This is a genomic window from Mesorhizobium sp. Mes31, assembly GCF_024519675.1.
GTDB lineage: Bacteria > Pseudomonadota > Alphaproteobacteria > Rhizobiales > Rhizobiaceae > Mesorhizobium.
This window is the reverse complement of sequence record NZ_JALJRL010000021.1, coordinates 81582-104972: the sequence shown is the minus strand read 5'-3', so window position 1 is coordinate 104972 and position 23391 is coordinate 81582. Positions and strand designations below refer to the sequence as shown.

Below are 23391 nucleotides of genomic sequence, written 5' to 3'. Positions count from 1 at the left end.
ACCAGGAACACGCCGATCACCGTCGCCGCGATCATCCCGCCCATCACGCCGATGCCGACGGAGTTCTGCGCCCCCGAGCCGGCGCCGCTGGCGATCGCCAGCGGCGTGACGCCGAGGATGAAGGCCAGCGACGTCATCAGGATCGGTCGCAGGCGCTGTCGCGCCGCCTCCAGCGTCGCCTCGACGAGCCCCATGCCGGCGGTCTGCCGCTCGAGGGCGAATTCGACGATGAGGATGGCGTTCTTGGAGGCGAGGCCGATCGTGGTCAGCAGCCCGACCTTGAAATAGACGTCGTTGGACTGCCCGAACAGGGTTGCCGCCAGGAGCGCGCCGAAGATGCCGATCGGCACCGAGAGCATGACCGCGAACGGGATCGACCAGCTCTCATAGAGCGCGGCCAGGCACAGGAACACGACCAGCGCCGAAATCGCGTAGAGCGATAGCGCCTGGTTGCCGGAAAGCCGCTCCTGGTGCGACAGCCCGGTCCATTCGTGGGAATAGCCGGCGGGCAATTGCGCCACAAGCTTGTCGATCTCGTCCATGGCGGCGCCCGAGCTGACGCCGGTGGCCGCCGCGCCCTGGATCTCGACCGCCGCCGAACCATTGTAGCGTTCGAGCCTGGGCGAGCCGAACGTCCAGTGGCTGGAGGCGAAGGCCGAGAACGGCACCATGGTGCCGCTGGAATTGCGGACCTGCCATTTATCGAGATCTTCCGGCTGCATGCGGAAGTTCGGGTCCGACTGCAGATAGACCTGCTTCACCCGCCCGCGATCGATGAAATCGTTGACGTAATCGCTGCCCCAGGCGGTGGAAAGCGTGTCGTTGATGTCCGACAGGCCAACGCCGAGCGCGCTGGCCTTTTCCTGGTCGATGTCGACCGAGAATTGCGGCTGGTCTTCCTGGCCGTTGGGCCTCGTATTGGCGAGCACCTTGCTCTTCCCGGCCAGGGCCAGAAGCTGGTTTCGCGTCTGGAGCAGCGCGTCATGGCCGGCGCCATTGACATCCTGCAGATAGAAATCGAAGCCGTTGGTGTTGCCGAACCCCTGGATGGCGGGCGGGGCGAGCGCGAACACCTGCGCGTCCCTGATCCTGGAGAAGGCGCCCATCGCGCGGCCGGCGATCGCCTGTGCTGCCATGGCCGTCGATTTGCGCAGGCTGAAATCCTTCAGCCGCACGAAAGCGATGCCGACATTCTGCCCGGCGCCGCCAAAGCCGAAGCCGGAGGCGCTGAACACCCCGTCGACCGCGTCCTTTTCCTCCTTCAGATAGTGGTCGGTGACCTGGGTCAGCGCGCGCTCGGTGCGGTCCTGCGTCGCGCCGACCGGCAGCTGCACGCTGGTGATCAGAATGCCCTGGTCCTCCTCCGGCAGGAACGAGCTCGGCAGCCGGGCAAACATCCAGCCCATGGCAATGACGATGGCCAGGAAGACGACGAGGAAGCGCTTGGCGCGGTTGATGATGCCATGCGAGCCGTCGCGATAGGCTGTTGCGCCGCGGTCGAAGACACGGTTGAACCAGCCGAACGGGCCGGTCTGCGTCGCATGGTCCTTGGGCGGCCGCAGGATCGTGGCGCAAAGTGCCGGCGTCAGCACAAGTGCTACCAGCACGGAGAGCACCATCGCCGAGACGATGGTGACCGAGAACTGCCGGTAGATGATGCCGGTCGAACCGCCGAAGAAGGCCATCGGCACGAACACCGCCGACAGCACGGTGGCGATGCCGATCAGCGCCCCGGTGATCTCGTTCATCGACTTGCGCGTCGCCTCCTTCGGCGACAGGCCCTCCTCCTGCATCACGCGTTCGACATTCTCGACGACGACGATGGCGTCGTCGACGAGCAGGCCGATGGCGAGCACCATGGCGAACATGGTCAGCGTGTTGATCGAATAGTCGAACAGCGACAGCACGCCGAACGTGCCCAGCAGCACCACCGGCACAGCGATCGTCGGGATGATGGTGGCGCGCAAATTCTGCAGGAAGATGAACATCACCAGGAACACCAGCACGATCGCCTCGGCCAGCGTCTTGACCACCTCCTCGATCGACAGCCGCACGAAGGGCGAGGTGTCGTAGGGATAGACGACCTCGACCCCTTGCGGCAGGGTCGAGCTCAGCCGGTTGATCGTCGAGCGCACGGCCTCGGCGGTGTTGATCGCGTTGGCGCCGGTCGCCAGGCTGACGGCGACGCCCGCCGCCGGCTTGCCGTTGTAGTGGGCTTGCGTCGTATAGCTTTCGGCGCCGAGCTCGACGGTGGCGACATCGTTGAGGCGGACCAGCGAGCCGTCGGTCTGGCTCTTCAGGATGATGTTGCGGAACTGTTCGGCGGTCTGCAGCCGGCTCCTGGCCGTGACCGTGGCATTGAGTTGCTGGCCCTTGCGCGCCGGCAGGCCGCCGAGCTGCCCGGCCGAAACCTGCGTGTTCTGCGCCTCGATCGCCGAGGCCACGTCGCTCGGCATCAAGGCATATTTGGCAAGCTTGTCGGGATCGAGCCAGATGCGCATGGCATAGCCCGAGCCGAAAAGCTGCGTCGTGCCGACACCCTCGACGCGCTTCAGCGTGTCGTTGACGGTGGCGTCGACATAGTCGGCGAGATCGGTCGAGTTCATCTTGCCGTCGCTGGAGACGAAGCCGATGACCATCAGGAAGCCGGTCGAGGATTTGGAGACGGTGATGCCGTTGTTCTGCACCACCTGCGGCAGCTGCGACTGCACCAGTTGCAGCTTGTTCTGCGTCTGCACCTGGGCGGTGTCGGGATCGGCGGCGGTGGTGAAGGTCAGCGTGATCGAGGCCGAGCCTGTCGAGGTCGAGGTCGCCGTCATGTAGTCGAGATTGTCGATGCCGGTCATGCCTTGCTCGATGACCTTGGTCACCGAATTCTCGACGGTCTGGGCGTCGGCGCCGGGATAGGTGGCGCTGATGCTCACCGTGGTCGGCGCGATCTGCGGATACTGCGAGATCGGCAGCGAGTTGAGCGCCAGCAGGCCGCCCAGCATGATCACGATGGCGATCACCCAGGCAAAGATCGGCCGGTTGATGAAAAATGCGGACATGGCTCAATTCCCGGTCGACTGGCCGGTGCTGGCCGTGTTGGAGGGGGTGGTGACGGCCGAAGTCCCCTGCGCGCGGTCCTTGACCTCGCCGGTCGCCTCGTCGATCGTCACCTCGACCGGCGTCGCTTCGGCGCCGGCGCGCACGAGCTGCGTGCCCTCGACGATGACCCGGTCGCCATCGCTGACACCCTGGCTCACCAGCCAGTTGTTGCCGACGCTGTTGCCAACGACAAGGATGCGTTCCTCGACCTTGCCGTCGGCCTTGACGACCATTGCGGTCGCCTCGCCCTTGGCGTTGCGGCTGACGGCGCGCTGCGGAACCAGGAAACTGTTCGGCGCAACGCCTTCTTCGACGACGGCGCGCACATACATGCCCGGCAGCAGCAGGCGGTCAGGGTTCGGGAACTCGGCCCGCAGTGCGAATGTGCCGGTCGTCTGGTCGACATTGGCGCCGGCGAACTCCATCTTGCCGGTCTGCGCATAGATGGTGCCATTGTCGAGCTTCAGCTTGACGCTGACATTGGGGCCGCTGAACTTCAGCCGGCCTTCCGTGATGGCCTGGCGCAGGTTGAGCAGGTTGGTGCTCGACTGCGTGACATCGACATTGATCGGATCGAGCGCACGGATGGTGGTGAGCACGGTGTCCTGGTTGGCGGTGACCAGGGCGCCGGGCGTCAGCGACGATTTGTCGATGCGCCCCCCGATCGGCGCGGTGATCTTGGTGTGATCGAGGTTGATGCGCGCGGTTTCGACGCTTGCCTTGGCGGACGCGACGTCGGCCTTGGCCTGCGCCAGCGATGCCGCCGCATCGTCATAGTCCTGCTTGCTGACCGCATTCTGCTGAATCAGGCCGGCATAGCGGTCGAACTTCGCCTGCGCGCTCGGCACCGAGGCCTCGGCCTTCTGCTGCGACGCCACCGCGCTGTCGTAATCCGCCTGATAGCTCGCCGGATTGATGAGGTAGAGCGGCTGTCCGGCGACGACCTCGCTGCCCTCCTGGAAAAGCCGGGCCTGGATGATGCCGTTGACCTGCGGACGCACCTCCGCCGTAAGCGAAGCCGACGTGCGCCCCGACAATTCGGCGGTGATCGCCACCGACTGCGGATGCACCGTCACCACGCTGACCTCGGCACGCCCGGCCGCGCCCATGCCGGCGGGAGCCTTGCTTTCCTCCTGCGAGCAGGCCGCCAGAAGAAGGGCGACGGCCAGCATTGCGGCCCGGGGCACGAGCCGGCGTGCCGGCAAAGGGGGTTGGCTAGACTGCATGGACATGTCCTGGATGATGTTTCGCTGGAGTTGCGGTTGCCGCCTGGCTGTCGGCATCGGATGCTTCCGCCAGGAGCCAGTCGATGGAAGCGAGGCCGGGCACGGTTGCGGGCCGCCCATCGTGGCGACCACTGTCATGATGACGGGCCGCGCCAATCTGTGGGCGGCGTCGAGCAATGCCTCGAGGCGGCTCATGTCGCGCTCCTTCTTCGCGGCGGAGCGTACCTGACGAGAATCGAGTAGCTGGCCGCGATGCTCATCGGCATCAGTATCGCGATCAGCGGCGACAAGCCAAGCCTTTCGCGATCTTGCGGCCATGGTCGCGGTGGAGCCGCTCCGAAAGCGGAGCACCAGGCGGCGAAGCTGAGGCGGATCGGACCCTTCACCTGTTGGCCGGCAGGGCCGTTGGCCCGGCGCGCGCGGCCAGCGGCAAGACGCGTCCGGCATCGCTAACCGAGATCGAGAATTTGGGGCAGACCTCTGCGATCAGCCGGTGCGGCATCATGGCTTCCCGCATCGTCGTGCTTCCATTTCGAGGATTTCGAGCGGTGGGATGGCGGGACGCCATCCCATCAAGGGTGACCGGCCGGCCCGGGAACGGGTTGGGTACCGGGCCGGCCGGCGCAGCCGGTCAGGGTTGCTCGCCGTTCCCGGGCTGGGGCGGCGGAAGCTGCCTGTTGGGCAGGCCCCGGGGGCCGGCTGCATCATTCGGCGGGCCGCCCCAGGGACCGGGGGGTGGTCCGTGTGGGCGTTCCGCCGAGGCGAGGATTTCGAGCTGGTCGGGGGTCAGCTTGGCGCGCAGCACGGTGATGGCGTCCTTCAGCTTGCCGGCCGAAACCGCGCGGGCCGTGACGTCGTCCGCCAGCCCTTCCTGGAAGGCGAAGGCATCGGGCTTGCCACCCGCCGCATCGGGACCTTTCGCCTCCGGCCCAGTCCCGCCCGGACCGCCTGGTCCGTGATCGGGCCGTGGCGGCGAAAGCATCGCCTGCAGCGCGCTGGTGTAGTCGCGCCAGGCATCGAGCTGCTCGGTCCGCACGCCAATGCGGGTCTCGAGCGCGGCGAGCCGCGCCGCCAGCATGAATTCCGGCGGCGGCCCCATGTGGCGGGGGCCGAGGCCTTCCGGCCCGAAGCCTTGCGGACCATGGCGCATCGGCCCGTGCGGGCCGGGCCCGTTCTGGCCGAACCAGCCCATCGGGCCGTGGTCCGGTCCATCCTGCATTGCCCCATCCTGCATGGCCATCATCGGTGGCGCGTCGCCGGGCGCCGCGGGATCGGACTGCGCCGCCAGCACCGGATGGATGGCCGCGGCGGAAAACAGGCCGAGCGCGAGAAGTTTGCTTCGCATGATGTTGTTCCTTTCTCTCATGCTTCGTATGGCCAGGAGGATAGGAACCATCCTTTTCCGCTTTGTTTCGGCTTGTTTCCCAAGGTTTCCGCAAAAAGGAGATTTGTTTCCGAACGTTTCCGGCGGGGCACTGGCAACATTGCGTTGCAATTTTCCATGCCGTTTGCCGGCGGCTCTCCCTATAATCCGAAACGAACAGGCAAACGGGCGAGCAATGCAGGTACAACCCCATATCCTTGTCGTCGACGACGACCGCGAGATCAGGACGCTTCTCGGGCGCTATCTCGACGGCCAGGGCTTTCGCGTCTCGGTGGCGGCGGACCGGCGCGAATGCGAGCAGAAGCTTGGCTCGGGCCAGTTCGACCTGCTGGTGCTCGATGTCATGCTGCCCGACGGCTCCGGCCTCGATATCTGCAGCGGCCTGCGCGACCGCAAGCCGCACATGCCGGTCATCCTGCTGACGGCGCTGAAGGAAGATGTCGACCGCATCATCGGCCTGGAGCTCGGCGCCGACGACTATCTCGGCAAGCCCTTCAATCCGCGCGAGCTCACCGCCCGCATCCGCGCCGTGCTCAGGCGCTCGTCGCCCGAGGACGCGCCCGTGGCGCCCCGCCCCCGCGTCTACCGTTTCGCCAGCTACAGGCTGGAGCCCGACACCCGCAAGGTGACGGATGCGCAAGGGGTGGCCGTCGACCTCACCGGCGCCGAGTTCGACCTGCTGCAGGTGTTCCTCGACCGTCCAGGCCGGCTTTTGTCGCGCGACCAGCTGCTCGACCTGACGCAAGGCCGCGAGCGCGATCCGCTCGACCGCTCGGTCGACGTGCTGATGAGCCGGCTGCGCCGCAAGTTCGCCGAGACCGGCGACGGGCCGCTGTTCAAGACGGTGCGCAATGGCGGCTACCAGCTCACCGCCCGCGTCGAGACAGTGGAGGGCAACGCGTGAACTCGCTGCGGCGTCGCCTCATCCTCTTGCTGGTCATCTCCATCGTCGGCGTCGTCGGCCTGGCGACGGCCGCCGTCATCAGCGTCCGGGGCGGAGGGCCGCCGCCGGAATTGACCGTGCCCTGGGTCGCCGAGCAGATGGAGCTGGTGATGCGGCTGCTGCCGGGTCCTTTGCCGGACGTCCTGCGGGTGGAATTCACCGACCATCCGGCCGGCGGCAAGGTGGCCGGGCCGCAAACGGCGATGCTTGGCGACATCCTGCGCCGCCGGGGCTTCGACGTTGCGGCCATCGTCAGCGACAGGGTGGATGAACCCGGCCAGATCGCATCGGTGCGCCTGCCCGACGGGCGCTGGGCGGTCATGCAGGTTCCCCACATCGACCCGCCAAATCACGAATGGCTGATTCTCGCCGGCTGGATCTCGCTGATCGTGGCCGGCGCCACCGCCGTCTCGGTCTATTTCACCTCGGTGCTGATCCGGCCGCTGGAAATGCTGGAGGCCGCCGTCTCCAAGATCGGGTCGGATGGCGTGCTGGCCGCGGTGCCGGAAGTGGGATCGGCCGAGGTCAAGGCGACGGCCCATGCGCTGAACCAGCTCTCGTCGCGGCTGCGAACCGCCATGGAGAGCCGCATGCGGCTGGTCGCCGCCGCCGGCCATGATTTGCGCACGCCGATGACGCGCATGCGGCTGCGCGCCGAGTTCCTCGACGACGAGCGCGACAAATGGCTTCACGACCTCGACGAGCTCGACCGCATCGCCGACAGCGCCATCCGGCTGGTGCGCGAGGAGGTCAACCAGGATGCCGTCGAACCGGTCGAGCTGGACAGGATCGTGCGCGACATCGCGACCGAGATGGTATCGCTCGGCCATGTCGTGGCGATCGGCCATCTGGACGCGGCTTCGGTGCGGGCCGGCGCGCTCGGCCTGCGCCGCGCCTTGCGCAACCTGATCATCAACGCCGCCACCCATGGCAAGGCGTGCCGCGTCGACCTTGCCGTGGCCGACGGCCGCGCCGTGCTCACCATTTCCGACCATGGACCGGGGATTCCGCAGGAGCTCCTGAACAAGGCGTTCGAGCCCTTCTTCCGCGTCGATCCCGGCCGCCTGCAATCCATTCCGGGCGCCGGGCTGGGCCTCGCCATCGCCAAGGAAATCATCGAGCGCTACGGCGGCACCGTGACGCTGGAAAACCGCAAGGGCGGCGGGCTAGCGCAGACGGTGGTGTTTAAGGCGGTGTGAGGGGGTTGTGAAAAAGGCATGTTCGGCGGGACAGCACCCCCCTCTGCCCTGCCGGGCATCTCCCCCTCAAGGGGGGAGATTGGATGTCGCGAGGCTTTCGCCAATTTCAACGATTAAAAACAGGGTGGAGACACCGGAGCTGCCAATCTCCCCCCTTGAGGGGGAGATGTCCGGCAGGACAGAGGGGGGCGCCTTGGCTCTGGCCTTCGGAGTGTAAGCCTGCAGCCTCCCCCGCCCCTGCTCGCAATCTCCGCTTCGCTCCGACTGCGAAACGACCCTCCCACAAGGGGGAGGGTAAAAACTCACCCCGCCATCGCCAGCGGCCTGGCGCTCTTGTTGGGGATCTGGATGTCGATTTCCAGCGTCGACATGGTCTCGCCGCGGTCCATCGAGACCTGGAGGTAGTCCTGGTCGATCTGCACGTGCTTGGCGATGACGGCCATGATCTCCTCGCGCAGGATGGAGACGAGGTCGGGCTGGCTGCGGTTGCGGCGCTCATAGGCGAGCAGCACTTGCAGCCGCTCGCGCGCCACCGGCGCGCTGGAGCGCCGCTTGAAGATGTCGAGCAGGCTCATGCCGCCCTCCTTCCCAGAAGACGATCGAGGAAACCCTTGCGTTCGAAGGGCACGACGACCGGCAGGTCCTCGCCTTCCAGCCGCCTCGCGGCGTCCAGATAGGCCTTTGCGGCCGCGTTGAGCGGCTCCGACAGCGTCACCGGCGAACCGAGGTTGGAGGCCCTCAGCACATCCTGGCTCTCGGGAATGATGCCGAGCAGCGGCGTCGACAGGATTTCCAGCACGTCGTCGATGGACAGCATTTCGCCACGCGCCGCGCGCGCCGCGTCATAGCGGGTGACCAGCACGTGCTTGGCGATCTGCTCGCCCTGCTCGGCCTTCATGGTGCGGGCGTCGAGCAGGCCGATGATGCGATCGGAATCGCGCACCGAACTCACTTCCGGATTGGTGACGATGACCGCCTCGTCGGCGAAGCGCATGGCGAGTTGCGCGCCGCGCTCGATGCCGGCCGGGCTGTCGCAGAACACGTAGTCGAACACCGAGCGCAGCTTGTCGATGACTTCGCCGACGCCTTCCTCGGTCAGCGCGTCCTTGTCGCGCGTCTGCGAGGCCGGCAGCAGGAACAGCGTCTCGACCCGCTTGTCGCGGATCAGCGCCTGCGACAGCTTGGCCGAGCCCTGGATGACGTTGACGAGGTCGAACACCACGCGCCGCTCGGCGCCCATGATCAGGTCGAGGTTGCGCAGGCCGACGTCGAAATCGACAAGCGCCACCTTCTTGCCGGTCTTGGCCACGGCCGCCCCAAGGGCCGCCGTCGAGGTCGTCTTGCCGACGCCCCCCTTGCCCGAGGTGACCACCACTACCTTGCCCATTGAAAAGCCTCCGTTGTTGTTTGTTTGTTGTTGGTCGAGCGGCTCCCTGCCGGCCGCCAATATCGGTCGAAACGAATGTCAGCTCAGCGGCGCAACGCGTAAGACCTCGCCGTCGAGAAACGCCTGCACCGGCTTGCCGCGCGAGGACCCTTCCATCTCCTCGGCGGTGACGTACCAGCCGTCGACAGCCAGAAGCTCGGCCTCGTTGCGGCGGCAGAAGATGCGCGCGCCCTTGTTGCCCAGCGCACCCGCCGAAGCCCGCCCGCGCAGCGTGCCATAGACATGGATGGAGCCGGCCGCGATGATCTCCGAACCGGACGCGACCGAGCCGAGCACGATGACATCGCCATGCGGATGCACGATCGCCTGGCCGGAGCGGATCGGCGACTTGATCATCAGCGTGCCCGAAGCTTCCTGCTGCGGCTCGCTGTCGCCCGCTTTGCTTGCGCCAGGCTTGCCGGCGCTGGCCGCATCGTCGCGCCCCGCTTCCATGGTATGTTCTGGCGCCCTGCCCTCGGCCTTGCCCTCTGATTTGCCAGAAACCTCCGCCCTCGCCTTGCGGCCGGGCAGCAGGCCGTCCGTCGTTGCCTCCTTGGCGCCGACCAGCACCGGCGGCAATTCGGGCCCAAACGCCGCCCCTTCGAGCTCGATGGCATAGATGCGGATGCCGCGCGTGGCCAGTTCCGCCACCAGCGCCGCGATCTCGCCTGGCTGCGGCTTCAAAGTGTTCAGATCGAGCAGCACTGGCCGCCCGGAAAAATAGCCCGGCGAGTTGCCGATCCAGTGGTCCAGCCCCTCCAGCCAGGCCGCCAAAGGCACTTCCGGAGTCAATGTGAAAGCGACGAAGGAGCGGGCGCGAAAGCGAATGGATTTGGCCTCGAGGGGAGCGGCAAAGGTCACGGCTGGCGAATCCTTACTGATAGGTAAACGCTAGCGAGGGAATGGTTAACGAATGGTTAATGCGAGGGGGTGGGATGGGCAGTCTTGGAGAAATTGGAAAGTCGACCAAACCCCAGTTGCGGCCACCAACCGGCGACACATTGTACGTCTTGATAGGGGCCGAACGCGGACTGGCGGCTTTTGGCTGCCCTTGGGCCAACAACTGCCGTTCTGCGGCCGACCCGTTGTCGGACGTTCTGGACGCTGCGGTCAGCACCCGAGACTCGCTATTTGTTCTGTTAGGCCAATCGGCAGAGCCGGGGCCGAAATCGAACCGAGCGTTCTCGTATGGTACCGGGATGACTGCGGGAAGATCTTGTCGCCTGCTCGATAGAGTAAAGAAAGTTTACCAACATGCCGTAACGTTGAACGGCGACGAGGATTGCGAGCCACGAGACAGTAATTTCCAGGCAGGTATGCGCTATGCCTTCAAGTGGACGCCCCAGCCAAGCATTTGGTCGCTCCGACGATTTCGAGCGAAGGACCAACCAAGCGAGCACTGCATGACGAATTCAACGCTTCTTCAGATCGACAAGAATGATGCCCGTCTCGGCATGTTTATTCATGGGTTCGGCAAGCAATGGCTACGCAGCCCATTTGCAGCCAGCCAATTCAAACTATCCAGCCCGGCCGAGCTGGAGACGCTTCGCGAAAGTTCCGTAACGACGCTTGTCATCGATCTTTCAAAGGGGATCGGGCCGACCAGTTCGACGGCCGAGATACCAAAACCCAATGAGAGATCAACGCCCGCCAACACTGGGGCGGCGTTGACGAAGGCGACCGGGATGGTGCGCTCGATCTTCAGCAACGCAGCCTCATCAATATGCATTGACCGGCAGCAAGTGGAGGCGGTTGTCGATGTCGTCGACCAGCTCCTATACACTCGCCCGGCAAGCGTCTTGAACCTGACCAAGCTCAAGACAAAGGACGAGATCAGCTTTCAACATTCAGTAGCAGTCTGTGCCCTTGTCGGCTTGTTCGCGCGACATCTCAAGCTTGACAGTAATCTGGTCCGGATACTGTCCGTTGGCAGTCTTCTGCACGACATCGGAAAGATTCGCATCCCGACTGCCATTCTGACCAAGACCGACAAGCTCACGGCTGATGAGATGGCGGTCATGCAGACCCACCCGCGCGAGGGATATGCAATGCTGGCGAGGACGAAGGGTCTACCGGAAATCGTGGGAAAAATCTGCCTTCATCATCACGAAAAGCTGGACGGGTCCGGCTACCCGGATGGCTTAAAGGACGGACAGGTCGGTGCCGCGGCACGGATTGTCGCGATTTGCGATGTTTTCGATGCCTTGACGTCTATTCGGCCATACAAGAAGGGCTTCACTCCGGAGGCTGCCGCGGAGATGATGGGGACGTGGAGCGGTCATTTCGATCGAGCGCTTTTAAAACAGTTCTTTGATTGCATGGGCCTGAGGTGGCCGAGCGGACCAGCTCAAACCCTGCAAATCACCGATGAGATGGGGGACATTGCTCAGGCGGACTTGAACAACTTCTAATTCACTTATAGCGCATGGTTTGAGCCCGCCGCCAGGTCGTCACACCTCACTTGTGCTACTCGCCAAGAACCATATGCAAGAGGTGGACCGTGCTTCGTGCGTTGGTTTTCTTGAGAAGATTGGCCCTGTGGAACTCGACCGTTCGCGGGGCAATTCCCAGGGTGCGGGCTATCTCCTTACTCGAGTACCCCCTGACGATTTGGGCGAGTACGATACGCTCGCGGGCAGTGAAAGCGGCGTGGCTGGTGTCCGCGAGGATATCCAGTGCGCCATTAAGCTTCCTGATTTCCTGCTTGGCGGCCTGGAGCTCCGGCGTCTCGAGAAATTCCCATTCCCCGTTTCGCCGGGTGATGGTGAATTGGTGGGCGCGCGCGACATCGAGCAAATCCACGGCCCTGCTTTTCGACAGGGAATAAGTGCACAACACGACCATCTTCTGACCGGCCAGTGAGCGGTCGAGTTCATGCTCATATTGGCAAAACTCCTTCCAGTGGCTGGTCCCGATCCAGAATGCGTTACCGCTGATTCTTATCCCGGCATAGCCTCTTTCCAATGCTTCGCGCAGCTTCTCATTCCAGCCGCCGGTGATGCGCTGTATGTCGAACTCCCCGCCCGGAAGGTACCAGTCCGTAGCAGGGATCATTTCCATCTGGCCGGCCACCAGGCGTTCATCGATGTCGGGGATGGACTGCCGCAACGCATCCTTCGCCGTCTCTGCGTCGATCGGATCGGAGACCGCCCAGATGCAGAATTCGTTGTCCTCCAGACCGGCCGCGAAATAGGAAGCGTTTGCGGCAAGCAGGTCCTGTTCCGCTTCGTAGAAGACGCAGATATGTGCGCCCCAGGACATCTCGCCCATGACGCGAATGCCGGACTTGCGGGGCGCATAGGCAGGCTCATCGCTCATGTCGATGACACTTTCCGGATGCACGAGTAATTGACCGACCCCACTAAATTGGTTGCGCAGCCGACGCGGCCCACGCTACGTCGACCATTCCGTTACGGAACCTGATGATCGTACCAGTAGAATGCGCGCGGTAGCTGGCCATTTATGGGGTGCGCATCTCCCATGAGACTATCAGCTGTGCCCCCAACATGACAGAGATTTTCAAGGCCGGGTTCGGTAATCTGATCCGCACTACCGCGGTCGCCAACCCGCGCCGCTCAGGCGTGCCGGAAGCGATCGCAGCACGGCTGCCCGACCTATCGAGGGACGGTGTGGCCATCACCGATCTGCGTGAAAGGGGTATGGCGCTCGTCTACGTCAATAGCGCTTTCCAGGATATCACCGGCTATTCTAGCGACGAACTGATAGGGAGAAACTGCCGCTTCCTGCAAGGCAGCGATCGCCTTCAACCCGAAATCCAGTCCATTCGCGACGCGATCGCCCGGCGTGCGGATATTGCCGTCACGCTGAAGAACTACCGCAAGGACGGTAGCTGGTTCTGGAACGAACTCCGCCTCGCGGCCATGAGCATCGCTGGTGGCGAGCCGACGCACTATATCGGACTGATCCGGGACGTGACGGCGAGCAGGGCCGCTGCAGCCCAAATCGCCCAGAGCACCCGCGCCGACATGCTGACCGGTGTGCTCAACAGATATGCCTTCGTCGAGGACGTCGACGTCCTGCTAAGTAAAGGGGAACGGCCGATCCTAATTGCGAAGATCGACATGGCCCGGTTCCATGACATCAACGAAGGGTACGGATATGACGTTGGCGACCAGGTGCTGATGCAGATTGCCCGACGCCTGACCAACACTGGCGCTGCACTGGTCTGCCGCACGGGATCCAATGAGTTTGCCCTCGCCCAGCCTCTAAGCCATGCCGACGAGGCTCGAGCGACAATTGAAATGATCCGGCAGTCCTTGGCGCCGCGGTATCTCGTTGCGGGCGCAACGATCAGGATACGTTTCGCGATGGGCTATGTCGTTGGCAACCAAACGACGGACGCCATGACGCTGGTTCGTCGTGCCGGTGCCGCTTTGCATCGGTCGAAGTCGTCGGCGTTCCTCGATGTTTGCGCATTCAGCTCCGAGGACGATCGGCGCGCCCGAAACCGACTGCGAATGACCAGCGAAATGCAGCAGGCACTGGAACATGACGAGTTCGATTTTCACTACCAGCCGCAGGTCGACCTTTCCACGGGAACTATTGTCGGTGCTGAAGCCCTATTGCGATGGCACCATGGCCTGTTTGGGATTCAGTCGCCGGACAAGTTCGTCGGCCATGCCGAAGACACTGGTCTCATACTCGATATTGGCGCCCGTGGTCTTCGCACCGTCGCGGACTTTGCCGCGCGCGTGAACAGGAACCGACCAGTGCCCATAGTCTTCTCGTTCAATGTTTCGCCGATCGAGTTCAAGCTTCGCGACATGCCGAAATTTGTCTCCGACGTGCTCACGGCCAGCGGCGCCGATGCCGCATGGATCAAGCTTGAGCTCACCGAGAGCTTAATGGTCGAGAGTTCTGCGGAAATGCTGTCGATCATGAGACATTTGCGCGAACTGGGCGTTGGCTTATCGATCGACGATTTCGGTACCGGTTACGCAAATCTGCGCTATCTCGAAGATTTCCCCCTGACAGAAATCAAGATCGATCGCGGTTTTGTCAAAGGGCTAGCGCAAAGCCGATCCAAGCGGGTCATTATTGAGTCGATTATCAGGATTTCCAGTGAACTCGGCTTTCATGTCGTCGCCGAGGGAATAGAGACAGAGGTGGAACGAACGCTCTTGCGCGACATGGACTGCGATTTCGGGCAAGGATTTCTGTTCGGTCGGCCGGTCAACGCTGCAGGATTTGAATCTCTGGTTTGAGGGCTCGCGCGACCATGATTACCTTCCTGCAGTGGTCGCCTTAGAAGTCTGCTTTTCAGCAACCGCAAAATTGGTCACTACGTCCGCGTTCAGGCGCATTGCTGCCATTTGTAAAAACAGGAAATGAGAGCCTGCAAACTGGCGGCGGTAGCGTGTCGTGTATCGCTATTGCCACTGCCAAAGTAGGGTAAATACCAAAAACGCCTCTCAATGCCTGTTAAAATACTGCACCTCCCGCCCGTGCTTCTCAGCCGCCTCCCCGCGAGCACCTTGCCCGTGTCCCCAGTAAGCGTCGTGCCGACATTCGCATACCGCCCCCGGGCCTTGGTGTCGAAGCAGCTTGTCGTGCTAGGATTGCCCGTCGGCACTGGCTGCTTCAGCGCAGCGCGGCTGCAAGTGGCGGTTCAGCCGGTCCGTACGCATGATACACCGCCAGGCTGCCGGCAAGATTGTCTTGCCGCGATTTTCGCAAAAGCTAAGGAGACGTCGATGAGCGCAAGGGGTCGATTTTTCCGCAGCCTGGTGGCTGGCCTGTTTGCCGGTGTCTGCCTGGTGGATGCCGCCCTGGCGCAGGACGCGGGGTGCAGGCTGGTGCCGGTGGCCGGTACGACCCGGCAGATCCTGAAATGTCGGGAAGGCCTTAGCGTCACCGTGGAAGACGGTGCCCGCTTCACGCTGAAGGACAGCGATCGAGACGGCAATGCCGATGCGGTCAAATTGCGGAGCAAGGCGCTGCTGCTCGACGCTCCTTCCGGCTCGGTGCCAGGTGGCTTCGCGGTTGTCACCCCGCAGGCGATCGCCGCGGTGCGCGGGACGAAATGGGTCGTCGACGTCGGCCAGGGCAAGACGTCCGTTTTCGTGCTCAGGGGCCGCGTCGCGGTGCAAAGGCCGGCGTCCGCTGCCGGCGTGGTCCTCGCACCGGGCGAAGGCGTCGACGTCGAAGCCGGAACAGCACCACTGACCGTCAAGCGCTGGCCCGCCAAGCGCGTCACCGCATTGATGGCTCGCTTCGGCCAGTGAACCCGCAATGAGCCGACGAGCGCTTCCGACGCTGATCGCGCTCGTCCTGGCGGGTCTCTGGGGCGCCGGCCTGGGCTTCGCGCACTGGCGCGGCGACATGTCGTTTCTCGATCGCTTCGAAGCGACGATGACCGATCTTCGAACGCTTGTCCGAGGACCGGCAACGCCACCGGAGCTGATCACCATCGTCGCGATAGACGACGAAGCCGTGCGGCACGAGGGCAGCTATCCCCTCAGCCGCGCCACGGTTGCCCGGATCGTCGATACGATCGGGCGCCTTGGCCCGAAAGCCATTGCGCTCGACCTGCTGCTGGTCGACCCCGGAGCAAAGGACAGTGACGAGGCGCTGGCGCGTTCGCTGGGCGGAAGCAGAAGCGTCATCGCTGCCGCGGCGGTCTACCCCGGAGGCAGACAATGGACACTGGGCGAAGGACCCCTCGCCCGCGTGCCGGATGCCGAGCGGTTCCTGTGGCCCCTGAAAACATTCTCGGACGCCGCCGCTGTCGGCGTCGTCAACGTGGTCACCGACAAGACGGGAACGCCCCGCTTCGTGCCGTTGCTGTTTCGGGCCGGAGACCTTCTGGAAGCATCCTTCTGCCTGCGCGTCGCCACCGTGGCGGCGGGAGAGGACCCGGAAATCGCCCCCGGTCATCTGTCGCTGGGCGGACGGTCGATCCGCACCGACATCGGCCACATCCTGCCTCTGACATTCTATGGCCCGCGCGGCACGATCCGCACGATCAGCGCCGCGACCGTGCTGGACGGCCAGCTCGATCCTGGCATTATCCGGGATCGGATTGTCCTGATCGGAGCGACCGCAACCGGCACCGGCGATGTTTTCCCGACGCCGTTCGATCCCGTGCTCCCGGGCGTCGAAGTCATGTCGACGGCGATTGCCCATCTGATGACCGGCGACGGGATCGTGCGCGACCGCTCCGTGCGCCTTGCCGATGCCGGCTTTGCGGTGGTGCTGCCCATGCTTCTCGTCGGACTGTTGGCGTGGCGGCGAAACGCCAGCGGCCTGGCGGCGGTCGCCGGCGTGGTCCTGCTCTGGTTCGTGGTCAACATGACGGCTTTCTCGCACCATATCTGGCTGAGCGCCGCGCTGCCGATCACCGCCGCCGTTCCGCCAGCCATCCTGTTCGGGGCGGCGCAGCTCTGGCTGGGCAGGAGCCGGGCGCAATTTTTCGCCACGCAGAGCCAGTTGCTTCAACGCGTCGAAGCCCCGGGCATGGGCGAGTGGCTGGCCCGGCATGGCGACTTCCTCTCGGACCCCGTCCGCGGAGACGCCGCTATCCTGTTCATCGACCTGTCCGGCTTCACCGGACTGAGTGAAACACTGGGACCGATCGCCACACGCGAACTCCTCAACAGTTTTCATGCGCTGGTCGACGAGGAAGTGACGGGCTGCGGTGGCGTCGTCACCAGTTTCATGGGGGACGGCGCCATGATCCTGTTCGGCCTGCCGCAACCCTCGACAGATGACGCCTTCAATGCCGCCCGCTGTTGCGTGGGGCTGGCCTGCCGCACCAACATTTGGCTTGCCTCGTTGCCTGTATCGACAGCGTCGCGGCTCGGCTTCAAGATCGGCGCCCACCACGGAACGATCGTCGCCTCTCGGCTCGGCGGCGAAGGCCGTCAGCACATCGCGGCCATCGGTGACACGGTCAACGTTGCCAGCCGCCTGATGGAGATCGCGGCCGAACAGAATGCGGAAGTCGCGGTGAGCGACAAGATGCTCGATGCCGCCGGCCGCGACTGCGCGCTGTTCAAATCCGGCGCCCTGAGAGGTCCCGTGGAAACACAGATCCGTGGCCGAACCGGCTTGCTTGCGATCTGGTTCTGGCAAAGTGCGCGGACGCCGCAATAGATCGGGGGGCAGCGTGATCGGCGGACGTCCCGCTCTGTAAGGATACAAAGTCATCATGTCCCGTCCAAGTTGTGGACACTTCCCTTTCAAAGGCGCACTCTTGGATTGCGAAACGCATGCCAGAGTTTCGCCCAACGCTTCACATGCTTGAGGTGCGTCGGTGATTGTTTGACCTGTCCGGATACTTCCGGCTGGGTAGAACTTTCATCGTGTCGCCTGTCCGTGATCAGGCTTCGGCCTAACGCACGTTGCAGCCTGTTCCGGATCAACTGGGAGGTAAACAACATGCATAGCTTTCAACGCAGGGAACTTCTTGTTCAAGGAAGCGCGGCTCTTGTCGCGATCGCTGCTCTCCATACCTCGCGTCGCGCTTATGCTTTTCCAACACAGGCGGGCGGGGACGTTGTTCCGTGGCTGGATCAGCCGACCGAAAATCCCAATCCGGCAGGTATCAAGACGCAGCTTGTCTGGGAGGACCTGGATAGCTGGATAACTCCAAACGACAAGTTCTTCAGCATCTCGCATTTCAATCGACCAACGATCGATGAGAAGACCTGGTCCATGCAGATCGAGGGCCTGGTCAAGAAGCCCCTGAAGTTGACGCTCGCCGACATCAGGGCGCGGCCGCGCCAGGAGGTCGTTTTCACGGTGGAATGCTCGGGCAATCACGGTTTTCCCTTTTTCACCGGCGGCATCGGCAATGCCCGCTGGGCGGGGACGCCGCTCGCGCCGATCCTCGAGGAGGCCGGCGTGCTGAAAAATGGCATCGAGGTCGTCTTTTTCGGCACCGACGAAAGCGAGATCCCGATACGCGACGTCAAGATGAAGCAGAATTTCGCGCGCAGCATGTCGCTCGCCGACGCCATGAATCCTGACAATCTGCTCTGCTATGAAATGAACGGCGCCGCCTTGCCGGCGGCCAATGGTTTTCCGCTGCGGCTCATTGTTCCGGGCTGGTACGGGATCGCCAACGTCAAGTGGCTGAAGCGCATCGAGGTTCGCGACACCCGGTTCATGAGCCTTCTGATGGCCCGCGACTATGTCACCATCCGGGAGGAAGACCACAATGGCGAGACCGTGTGGGCCGAGACCTCGGTGGGCCGAGCGTTGATCAAGTCGGCACCGGCGAAGGTCACCCGGAAAGGCTCGGACTACGCAATCGTCGGGGCAGCCTGGGGGGCACCGATCGACCGGGTCGAAGTGCAAATCGATCAAGCGCCTTGGGCGCCAGCGACCATCGACCACAGTGAGGAGGCCGAACACGCCTGGAAGATCTGGTCCCTGACATGGGCAAACCCCTCGCCGGGAGAACACACGGTGACCTCGCGCGCGGTCAGCACCACGGGACAAATTCAACCGGCAATGGACGATCCCTTGATCGCCAAGAAGCACACATACTGGGAGAGCAATGGCCAGGTGACGCGGCACGTCAGGATCGTTTGAGAAACCAAAGCGTCGGGAGGCCGGCAGGAGGCCGGCGAAGTGGCGAAATTTGTCATGCCGACGCCGCGCGGCATGACAATTCGGGGCGCCGTCGTCAGATCGTGCGCGCCAGCTCAATGCCGCTTGAAATATTGCACCTCGCGCTCGTGCTTCTCGGCCGCCTCGCGGGTCTCGAACGTGCCGAGATTGCGCCGCTTGCCGGTCTTTTCGTCCTTCTTGCGCGAATAGAGGCGGTATTTGCCGTCCTTCAGTTTCCTGATCATCTTGCTCTCCCGGGCTAAGACCGCCGCTTGCCCTTGAGGTTGCGGGCGGCTTGCTCGGTCGCGGCGCGGTCGCTGCCCAGCCTGTCGAGCAGTTCCTGCGCCTCGTCGCCCGATATGCCGGTGCGCACCGCCAGTTCCTCGACCGTCAGGACATCGGAGCTGGCGATCTCGCGGGTCCGCGGCAGCGCATCGTCCGCCGTCAGCGGCAGCGCCGCCTCCCGGTCGATCTCGGCCGCGGCCTGGTACCAGTGCCGCTCCGGATCGCCACCGCCGTCGCGTTCCCACAGTTCGTATGCGCGCTTCTGGATCTTCTCGTGCCGGTCGTCGCCCATGGTCATTCCTCCTTTGCGTCAGGGAAGAACGCCGCATCAATCCGAACGATCCAAAAAATTTCCGTGATCGTTGTGGCTGGGTCGGGACGCAGGAAGTCGGCAAGGTGCGAGGCGCTGGCTGAGCCCAGTCAGGCCGCGAGATGATCCAGGCGGCGGGTTCCCCCGCCGCCTGGATGCCGGCCGTGGCGGCCGGCTTAGGTGTCAGCGTCCCCAGATGCCCTGGCCGTAGCCCGGCGCAGGCATGCCGGAGTTCGCATTTCCCCACGCCGTGCTGTCGGTGACGCTCTTCGTGCCGCTCAGGTCGACCGCGTTGGCGCCGCCGTACATCATCGAATGGGAACCGGCAGTCGGATAGCTGCCGGCGGCAGGGATAAAGTCCGAGCCAAAGTGGTCGCTGCCGGCAAAAGCCATGCCGGAGGCAAACAAAAGCGTGGCAAGGCTAAGAACGATCTTCTTCATTTCAATTCTCCTCTTGAAAGTTGACATTAGGCCTCGACGCGCCGCCCGCACCGCGTTCATGAGACCGTCTCTTCATACTCTTGGGGCGAAATCGACCAACCGCCATCCCCATTGGATTTGCGGCGGCAGGCCGTTCAGCGCACGTCGTCTTGGTCCGTTCGTGCGCTGTCCGAAGGGCTGCTCGAGGCAGCCGAACTCTTCGCGAATGCTGGTTCCTCTTCCAAGGCCGCAGCCGAACCATCCGGCCGCGATCCGTGCGACGGGGGGAAGCCTCACGCTCCACCTCGCCCCCCGTGCCGGCATCGGGTCCGAATTGCTTCGACGCCCTGCAAATGCTGCACGGGAACATGCCGATGATCGACGCGATCAACGGTAACGGTAATAGATTAGGGGCATGGCGTGGGCGCGGGCGTGGGAGAGGGCGTGGGATGAACCGCCGAAAGTGTGGAATTTTGCGTTGAATTTGGCCGGAAAGCCCGGCGAAAGCCGCCGGGAGCGCCGCCACCATCTCCTTGTCTCCTTGTCGCCCTGCCGCTGCCGCAGGGTGCCGGCCACCAGCCGGTCGAGCGAGATCACGCCGGCGATGGCCAAATCCTCAAATGCAGCAGTTCGCTCTGGCTGGCGAAGTCGGTGTGGAAGTGTGTTGGTGGAAACGCGCTCTGGTGAACGGCGAATGCCTCGTCTCCGCCATCTCGATTTGTTGCGCGCGAGCAACAGAACCCGGATTTCGCAGAACCGCACAGAATCCGGATTTACCTCCCGTTGACAGGCAAAGCGTCTCCATGCGGCATTGCGTTAAGGGTTTGCTAACAATTGCTAGCGGGAGGGGTAAGTGGTCGGGATCAATCGTTACATTTTGCTTGCGGTTCTGTCGGGAACGGTTTGCGCCGTTACGCCTGGCTTTGCGCAGCCGGTCGAGTACGTGAAAGTTTGTTCGATTTACGGTGCGCAATACTACTACAGTCCGGGTACGGACACTTGCATCAACGCCAACACCGGTGTGACCAAGAAGCAAACCGAGGACGGCACGGTGACGTCCAAGACCGCGCTGGCACAGAGCGTCGAAGACATCGACAACCGTGTCGCTCGCGCCTTCGAAAATTCCTCGATCGCCGCGGCCTTGACCAGCCCTGACCTGGTCGCCGGCGAGCATTTTGGCGTGCGCGTCAACTGGGGTAACGCCGGCATGTCCAATGCGATGGGCTTGACGGGTGCGGCGGTTCTTGGCGAGGGTCTTTTTGCGGGCGGCGGCCGGCTGACAGGAACGGCTGGCGTCGCATTCGCCGGTCACAGCGTTGGCGGAAATGCAGGCTTGCAGCTCACCTGGTAGTTGATTTTGCTGGTTTCCCCTTCAAGGGCTCCAGTCACGACCACACGGCCGCGCGATCGTTGCCCGACCTGTCGCGCAGTTCGTCGTCGCCCGAATTGGCTTGTCGCGCCGCCACTGCTTCAAGGTGCCGGCGACAAGCCTGTCCAGCGAAATGCCGCCCGCAACGGCGACGGCAGGCAGCAGGCGGCGCTTACTCGCACTGGCGCCTGGGCCCACCGGTGTAGGGCTGGTAGCTGTTGTCTTCAGGCCGGTAGGAGCGGTAGCGGCTGAAGCAGGATTCGACGTGGTCGGCGGAAACCTCCACCGTGGCGATCAGAGGGGCGGCGCCCCCTTCGACGTAGCTCGCTTCGGTGGACGGCTGAGCGGCCTGGTCGCCGGCGCCGGCGTCGAGATAGGGCGAGATGCAGGGGCGCTGCTCCCCGCTATAGGACATGTAGCTGTTGTCGTCCGGATTGTAGGAGCGGTAGCGGCTCTCGCACCACCTGACATGGGAAGCCGGCAGCCCGGCCTGCACGCCCGCCGCGGGCGCCACCGCGCTTATCAAGGTTGCGTCGTGCGGCACCGGCTGCGCCCTCGCGGCGGCATCGGGCGCCGCAGGCTGCGCGGCGGCCACCCGCTCCAGGCCCTGCGCTGCCTTGTCCACTGGCTGTGCACCCTTGGTCCACAGCTCGGCGACACTGTCGGCGGGCCTTGCCTGATGGGCGGGCTTGGCGGCAAGAAGCCAGGCAGCAAAGGCCAGGCCGCTGCCGAAAACCGCAAGGGTCAGAACGAAGCCCCCGACCAGTGCCAAAATCGCCTTCATCCCACACTCCTTGAGCCTCAGCCAATAGAATGCGGGGCATCGCGACTGGTTCCAGCGAGCGAGCTTGCGGCAAAGGTGGCGCCTGCTGGCCGGTATGCCGATGCCTGACGCCGCGAGCCCCAGCCCCTCAAACCGGCAGCCTCACGTCGCCCAGGGACATCTGGTTCTCCGCCGCCAGCAGCGCCGCCACCATTTCCTTGTCGCGCCGCCGCTGCCGCAGAGTGCCGGCCACCAACCTGTCCAGCGAGATCGCGCCGGCGCCGGCGATCGCCAGCACGAACATGCCGCCGGCGATGGCCAGATCCTTTTCGAAATGCAGCAATTCGTTCTGGCTGGCGAAGTTGGTGTGGAACAGCGTGGCCGTTGCCAGGCAGAACAGGCCAAGCCCAATGGCGCCGAGGCGCGTCAGCAGGCCTGTCGCGACGGAGAGCCCTGCCCCCAGTTGCAGCGCGATGGTGGCGACAAACAGCGGCAGGCCGACGCCTAAAGCGGCCATCGCCTTGGCGGCGCCGTCGAAATGGGTGGCCAGTGTCACGCCTTCATGCAGGAAGATGAGAGAAAGCAGCAGCCGGCCGGCCAGCAGGATCACATCGCGGACGTGGTGCCTGATGGCGAAGAGGTGCAACTTCGTGGCGAATTCGGTCGGGGTCATGGTCAGGCTCCAATCTGGTAACAGGCAGGCGCCGTGCGCCCGGTCGGACGCGCGCAATGGCGCTGCAACGTCCGATCTTTGAAAGGGTGGAGCCGGCGGAGGGAGAGACGCCGGCTCCGGTTTTTGGGCGCCAGCCACGAGCGCCCAAAAATACGGTGCGTTGGGGGATAGGTATGGCGCCAGGCCCCCACTCCGGCCGCTTCGCGGCCACCTCTCCCCCACGTCCGTGGGGGAGAGGAAATAGCCTTACTTCGTCACCTTGGTGTCGATGGCCTTTTGCAGGTCCGAAAGCTCCTCGCAGCCGGCTGGGCAGAGTTTTTCCAGCGACGCCAGTTGCTCCTGGGCCTTGGGCATGTCGCCGGTCTCGACATAGAGCTCGCCCAGATATTCGCGGGCGGCCTTGTGATCGGGCTTCAGTTCCAGCGCCTTGGTGTAGTAGGTGAGCGCCGTCTTGTAGTCGCCGGTCTTGCGCAGCGTGAAGCCGAGCAGATTGTAGACGTCGGGCTGCTGTGTGTCCTGCGCCAGGTCGCGGAGCTCGGCCAGCGCGCCCTGGTAATCCTTGGCCTCGATCTTGGCCTTGACGGCGGTGAGGTCGGGCGCGTCGCCGCCCTCGATGTTGTCGACCGCATAGGCCGGCATGACAGCAGCGACCGGAACCACGGTCAGCACGGCAACGGCGCCGAGCAGGCCGAACAGGGCATTCCTGCCCAAAAGAGACTGTTTCATT

At 63.9% G+C, this 23391-nt stretch carries 23 protein-coding genes; 8 read left to right on the top strand and 15 right to left on the bottom strand.

The annotated features are described in order from the left end of the window. From NR193_RS27680 to NR193_RS27665, 4 genes are all read right to left on the bottom strand, one after another. Nucleotides 1-3050 (bottom strand): efflux RND transporter permease subunit (locus NR193_RS27680; protein WP_256753882.1); only part of this gene is annotated, 3050 nt, incomplete at its 3' end. A gap of 3 nt (nt 3051-3053) precedes the next feature. Continuing rightward, nucleotides 3054-4322 carry an efflux RND transporter periplasmic adaptor subunit gene (locus NR193_RS27675; RefSeq protein WP_256753888.1) on the bottom strand — a complete coding sequence of 423 codons (1269 nt, stop codon included), beginning with the start codon at nt 4320-4322 and terminating at the stop codon, nt 3054-3056. A 376-nt stretch (nt 4323-4698) separates the two neighbouring features. Next, entirely contained in the window at nt 4699-4833 is a 135-nt protein-coding gene (locus NR193_RS27670) for a hypothetical protein (protein WP_256753881.1), read from the bottom strand. Between the two features lie 114 nt (nt 4834-4947). Then, entirely contained in the window at nt 4948-5661 is a 714-nt protein-coding gene (locus NR193_RS27665) for a hypothetical protein (RefSeq protein WP_256753880.1), read from the bottom strand. A 214-nt stretch (nt 5662-5875) separates the two neighbouring features. On the opposite strand from NR193_RS27665, the gene NR193_RS27660 reads away from it, so the two are divergent. Further along, complete coding sequence (locus tag NR193_RS27660) at nt 5876-6604, top strand: response regulator (RefSeq protein WP_256753879.1); 729 nt, start codon at nt 5876-5878, stop codon at nt 6602-6604. Next, on the top strand, nt 6601-7842 hold the full coding sequence (locus NR193_RS27655; protein WP_256753878.1) for an ATP-binding protein: 1242 nt from the start codon (nt 6601-6603) through the stop codon (nt 7840-7842). The genes NR193_RS27660 and NR193_RS27655 overlap by 4 nt, the downstream gene beginning before the upstream one ends. Before the next feature lie 302 nt (nt 7843-8144). Here the strand turns inward: NR193_RS27655 and minE are convergent, their stop codons facing one another. The 3 genes from minE to minC form a co-directional block, all read right to left on the bottom strand. Then, the gene (gene minE / locus NR193_RS27650; protein ID WP_091585453.1) at nt 8145-8417 is read right to left on the bottom strand and encodes a cell division topological specificity factor MinE; all 273 of its coding nucleotides are present in this window, start codon (nt 8415-8417) and stop codon (nt 8145-8147) included. After that, nucleotides 8414-9229, bottom strand: coding sequence for a septum site-determining protein MinD (minD, locus tag NR193_RS27645; protein ID WP_256753877.1), 816 nt, complete (start codon nt 9227-9229; stop codon nt 8414-8416). The genes minE and minD overlap by 4 nt, the downstream gene beginning before the upstream one ends. A 78-nt stretch (nt 9230-9307) precedes the next feature. Further along, entirely contained in the window at nt 9308-10129 is an 822-nt protein-coding gene (gene minC, locus NR193_RS27640; RefSeq protein ID WP_256753876.1) for a septum site-determining protein MinC, read from the bottom strand. A 542-nt stretch (nt 10130-10671) separates the two neighbouring features. Here minC and NR193_RS27635 point away from each other — a divergent pair. After that, the gene (locus NR193_RS27635; RefSeq protein ID WP_256753874.1) at nt 10672-11679 is read left to right on the top strand and encodes an HD-GYP domain-containing protein; all 1008 of its coding nucleotides are present in this window, start codon (nt 10672-10674) and stop codon (nt 11677-11679) included. A 55-nt stretch (nt 11680-11734) separates the two neighbouring features. On the opposite strand, the gene NR193_RS27630 is transcribed toward NR193_RS27635, so the two are convergent. After that, a complete protein-coding gene (locus tag NR193_RS27630) occupies nt 11735-12586 on the bottom strand; it encodes an MEDS domain-containing protein (RefSeq protein ID WP_256753873.1) in 852 nt (283 codons plus the stop codon). Between the two features lie 188 nt (nt 12587-12774). Here NR193_RS27630 and NR193_RS27625 point away from each other — a divergent pair, with 188 nt between their 5' ends. From NR193_RS27625 to NR193_RS27610, 4 genes are all read left to right on the top strand, one after another. After that, nucleotides 12775-14493: a bifunctional diguanylate cyclase/phosphodiesterase gene (locus tag NR193_RS27625; protein WP_256753872.1), complete on the top strand. Its 1719-nt coding sequence runs from the start codon at nt 12775-12777 to the stop codon at nt 14491-14493. Between the two features lie 489 nt (nt 14494-14982). Next, nucleotides 14983-15513 carry a FecR domain-containing protein gene (locus NR193_RS27620; protein ID WP_256753871.1) on the top strand — a complete coding sequence of 177 codons (531 nt, stop codon included), beginning with the start codon at nt 14983-14985 and terminating at the stop codon, nt 15511-15513. 7 nt (nt 15514-15520) lie between these two features. Further along, nucleotides 15521-17383, top strand: coding sequence for a CHASE2 domain-containing protein (locus NR193_RS27615; protein WP_256753870.1), 1863 nt, complete (start codon nt 15521-15523; stop codon nt 17381-17383). Nucleotides 17384-17668: 285 nt separating this feature from the next. Next, on the top strand, nt 17669-18826 hold the full coding sequence (locus NR193_RS27610; protein ID WP_256753887.1) for a sulfite oxidase: 1158 nt from the start codon (nt 17669-17671) through the stop codon (nt 18824-18826). Nucleotides 18827-18939: 113 nt separating this feature from the next. On the opposite strand, the gene NR193_RS27605 is transcribed toward NR193_RS27610, so the two are convergent. From NR193_RS27605 to NR193_RS27590, 4 genes are all read right to left on the bottom strand, one after another. Then, nucleotides 18940-19089 (bottom strand): hypothetical protein, encoded by a 150-nt coding sequence (locus tag NR193_RS27605; RefSeq protein ID WP_013894378.1) that lies wholly within the window; start codon nt 19087-19089, stop codon nt 18940-18942. Nucleotides 19090-19103: 14 nt separating this feature from the next. Further along, nucleotides 19104-19421 carry a DUF2934 domain-containing protein gene (locus NR193_RS27600; RefSeq protein WP_256753886.1) on the bottom strand — a complete coding sequence of 106 codons (318 nt, stop codon included), beginning with the start codon at nt 19419-19421 and terminating at the stop codon, nt 19104-19106. Between the two features lie 201 nt (nt 19422-19622). Then, the gene (locus tag NR193_RS27595) at nt 19623-19880 is read right to left on the bottom strand and encodes a DUF680 domain-containing protein (RefSeq protein WP_256753869.1); all 258 of its coding nucleotides are present in this window, start codon (nt 19878-19880) and stop codon (nt 19623-19625) included. A 366-nt stretch (nt 19881-20246) separates the two neighbouring features. Then, a complete protein-coding gene (locus tag NR193_RS27590) occupies nt 20247-20471 on the bottom strand; it encodes a hypothetical protein (protein WP_256753868.1) in 225 nt (74 codons plus the stop codon). A gap of 241 nt (nt 20472-20712) precedes the next feature. Between NR193_RS27590 and NR193_RS27585 the strand changes: the two genes are divergently transcribed. Further along, complete coding sequence (locus tag NR193_RS27585) at nt 20713-21210, top strand: porin (protein ID WP_256753867.1); 498 nt, start codon at nt 20713-20715, stop codon at nt 21208-21210. 190 nt (nt 21211-21400) lie between these two features. On the opposite strand, the gene NR193_RS27580 is transcribed toward NR193_RS27585, so the two are convergent. The 3 genes from NR193_RS27580 to NR193_RS27570 all read right to left on the bottom strand — a co-directional run bounded on the left by NR193_RS27580 (nt 21401) and on the right by NR193_RS27570 (nt 23390). Next, nucleotides 21401-22012, bottom strand: coding sequence for a BA14K family protein (locus NR193_RS27580; RefSeq protein ID WP_256753866.1), 612 nt, complete (start codon nt 22010-22012; stop codon nt 21401-21403). Between the two features lie 127 nt (nt 22013-22139). After that, nucleotides 22140-22664 carry a DoxX family protein gene (locus NR193_RS27575; protein ID WP_256753865.1) on the bottom strand — a complete coding sequence of 175 codons (525 nt, stop codon included), beginning with the start codon at nt 22662-22664 and terminating at the stop codon, nt 22140-22142. Nucleotides 22665-22910: 246 nt separating this feature from the next. After that, nucleotides 22911-23390: a tetratricopeptide repeat protein gene (locus NR193_RS27570; protein WP_256753864.1), complete on the bottom strand. Its 480-nt coding sequence runs from the start codon at nt 23388-23390 to the stop codon at nt 22911-22913. Nucleotide 23391 lies beyond the last annotated feature (1 nt).

What these genes read in the sequence shown, in the direction of transcription:
- NR193_RS27630 (WP_256753873.1), bottom strand. Translation starts at nt 12,586, where the DNA reads ATGAGCGATGAGCCTGCCTATGCGCCCCGCAAGTCCGGCATTCGCGTC.
- NR193_RS27635 (WP_256753874.1), top strand. Translation starts at nt 10,672, where the DNA reads ATGACGAATTCAACGCTTCTTCAGATCGACAAGAATGATGCCCGTCTC.
- NR193_RS27600 (WP_256753886.1), bottom strand. Translation starts at nt 19,421, where the DNA reads ATGGGCGACGACCGGCACGAGAAGATCCAGAAGCGCGCATACGAACTG.
- NR193_RS27575 (WP_256753865.1), bottom strand. Translation starts at nt 22,664, where the DNA reads ATGACCCCGACCGAATTCGCCACGAAGTTGCACCTCTTCGCCATCAGG.
- NR193_RS27620 (WP_256753871.1), top strand. Translation starts at nt 14,983, where the DNA reads ATGAGCGCAAGGGGTCGATTTTTCCGCAGCCTGGTGGCTGGCCTGTTT.
- NR193_RS27605 (WP_013894378.1), bottom strand. Translation starts at nt 19,089, where the DNA reads ATGATCAGGAAACTGAAGGACGGCAAATACCGCCTCTATTCGCGCAAG.
- NR193_RS27610 (WP_256753887.1), top strand. Translation starts at nt 17,669, where the DNA reads ATGCATAGCTTTCAACGCAGGGAACTTCTTGTTCAAGGAAGCGCGGCT.
- NR193_RS27670 (WP_256753881.1), bottom strand. Translation starts at nt 4,833, where the DNA reads ATGCGGGAAGCCATGATGCCGCACCGGCTGATCGCAGAGGTCTGCCCC.
- NR193_RS27665 (WP_256753880.1), bottom strand. Translation starts at nt 5,661, where the DNA reads ATGCGAAGCAAACTTCTCGCGCTCGGCCTGTTTTCCGCCGCGGCCATC.
- minE (WP_091585453.1), bottom strand. Translation starts at nt 8,417, where the DNA reads ATGAGCCTGCTCGACATCTTCAAGCGGCGCTCCAGCGCGCCGGTGGCG.
- NR193_RS27675 (WP_256753888.1), bottom strand. Translation starts at nt 4,322, where the DNA reads ATGTCCATGCAGTCTAGCCAACCCCCTTTGCCGGCACGCCGGCTCGTG.
- NR193_RS27615 (WP_256753870.1), top strand. Translation starts at nt 15,521, where the DNA reads ATGAGCCGACGAGCGCTTCCGACGCTGATCGCGCTCGTCCTGGCGGGT.
- NR193_RS27625 (WP_256753872.1), top strand. Translation starts at nt 12,775, where the DNA reads ATGACAGAGATTTTCAAGGCCGGGTTCGGTAATCTGATCCGCACTACC.
- minD (WP_256753877.1), bottom strand. Translation starts at nt 9,229, where the DNA reads ATGGGCAAGGTAGTGGTGGTCACCTCGGGCAAGGGGGGCGTCGGCAAG.
- NR193_RS27580 (WP_256753866.1), bottom strand. Translation starts at nt 22,012, where the DNA reads ATGAAGGCGATTTTGGCACTGGTCGGGGGCTTCGTTCTGACCCTTGCG.
- NR193_RS27660 (WP_256753879.1), top strand. Translation starts at nt 5,876, where the DNA reads ATGCAGGTACAACCCCATATCCTTGTCGTCGACGACGACCGCGAGATC.
- NR193_RS27595 (WP_256753869.1), bottom strand. Translation starts at nt 19,880, where the DNA reads ATGAAGAAGATCGTTCTTAGCCTTGCCACGCTTTTGTTTGCCTCCGGC.
- NR193_RS27570 (WP_256753864.1), bottom strand. Translation starts at nt 23,390, where the DNA reads ATGAAACAGTCTCTTTTGGGCAGGAATGCCCTGTTCGGCCTGCTCGGC.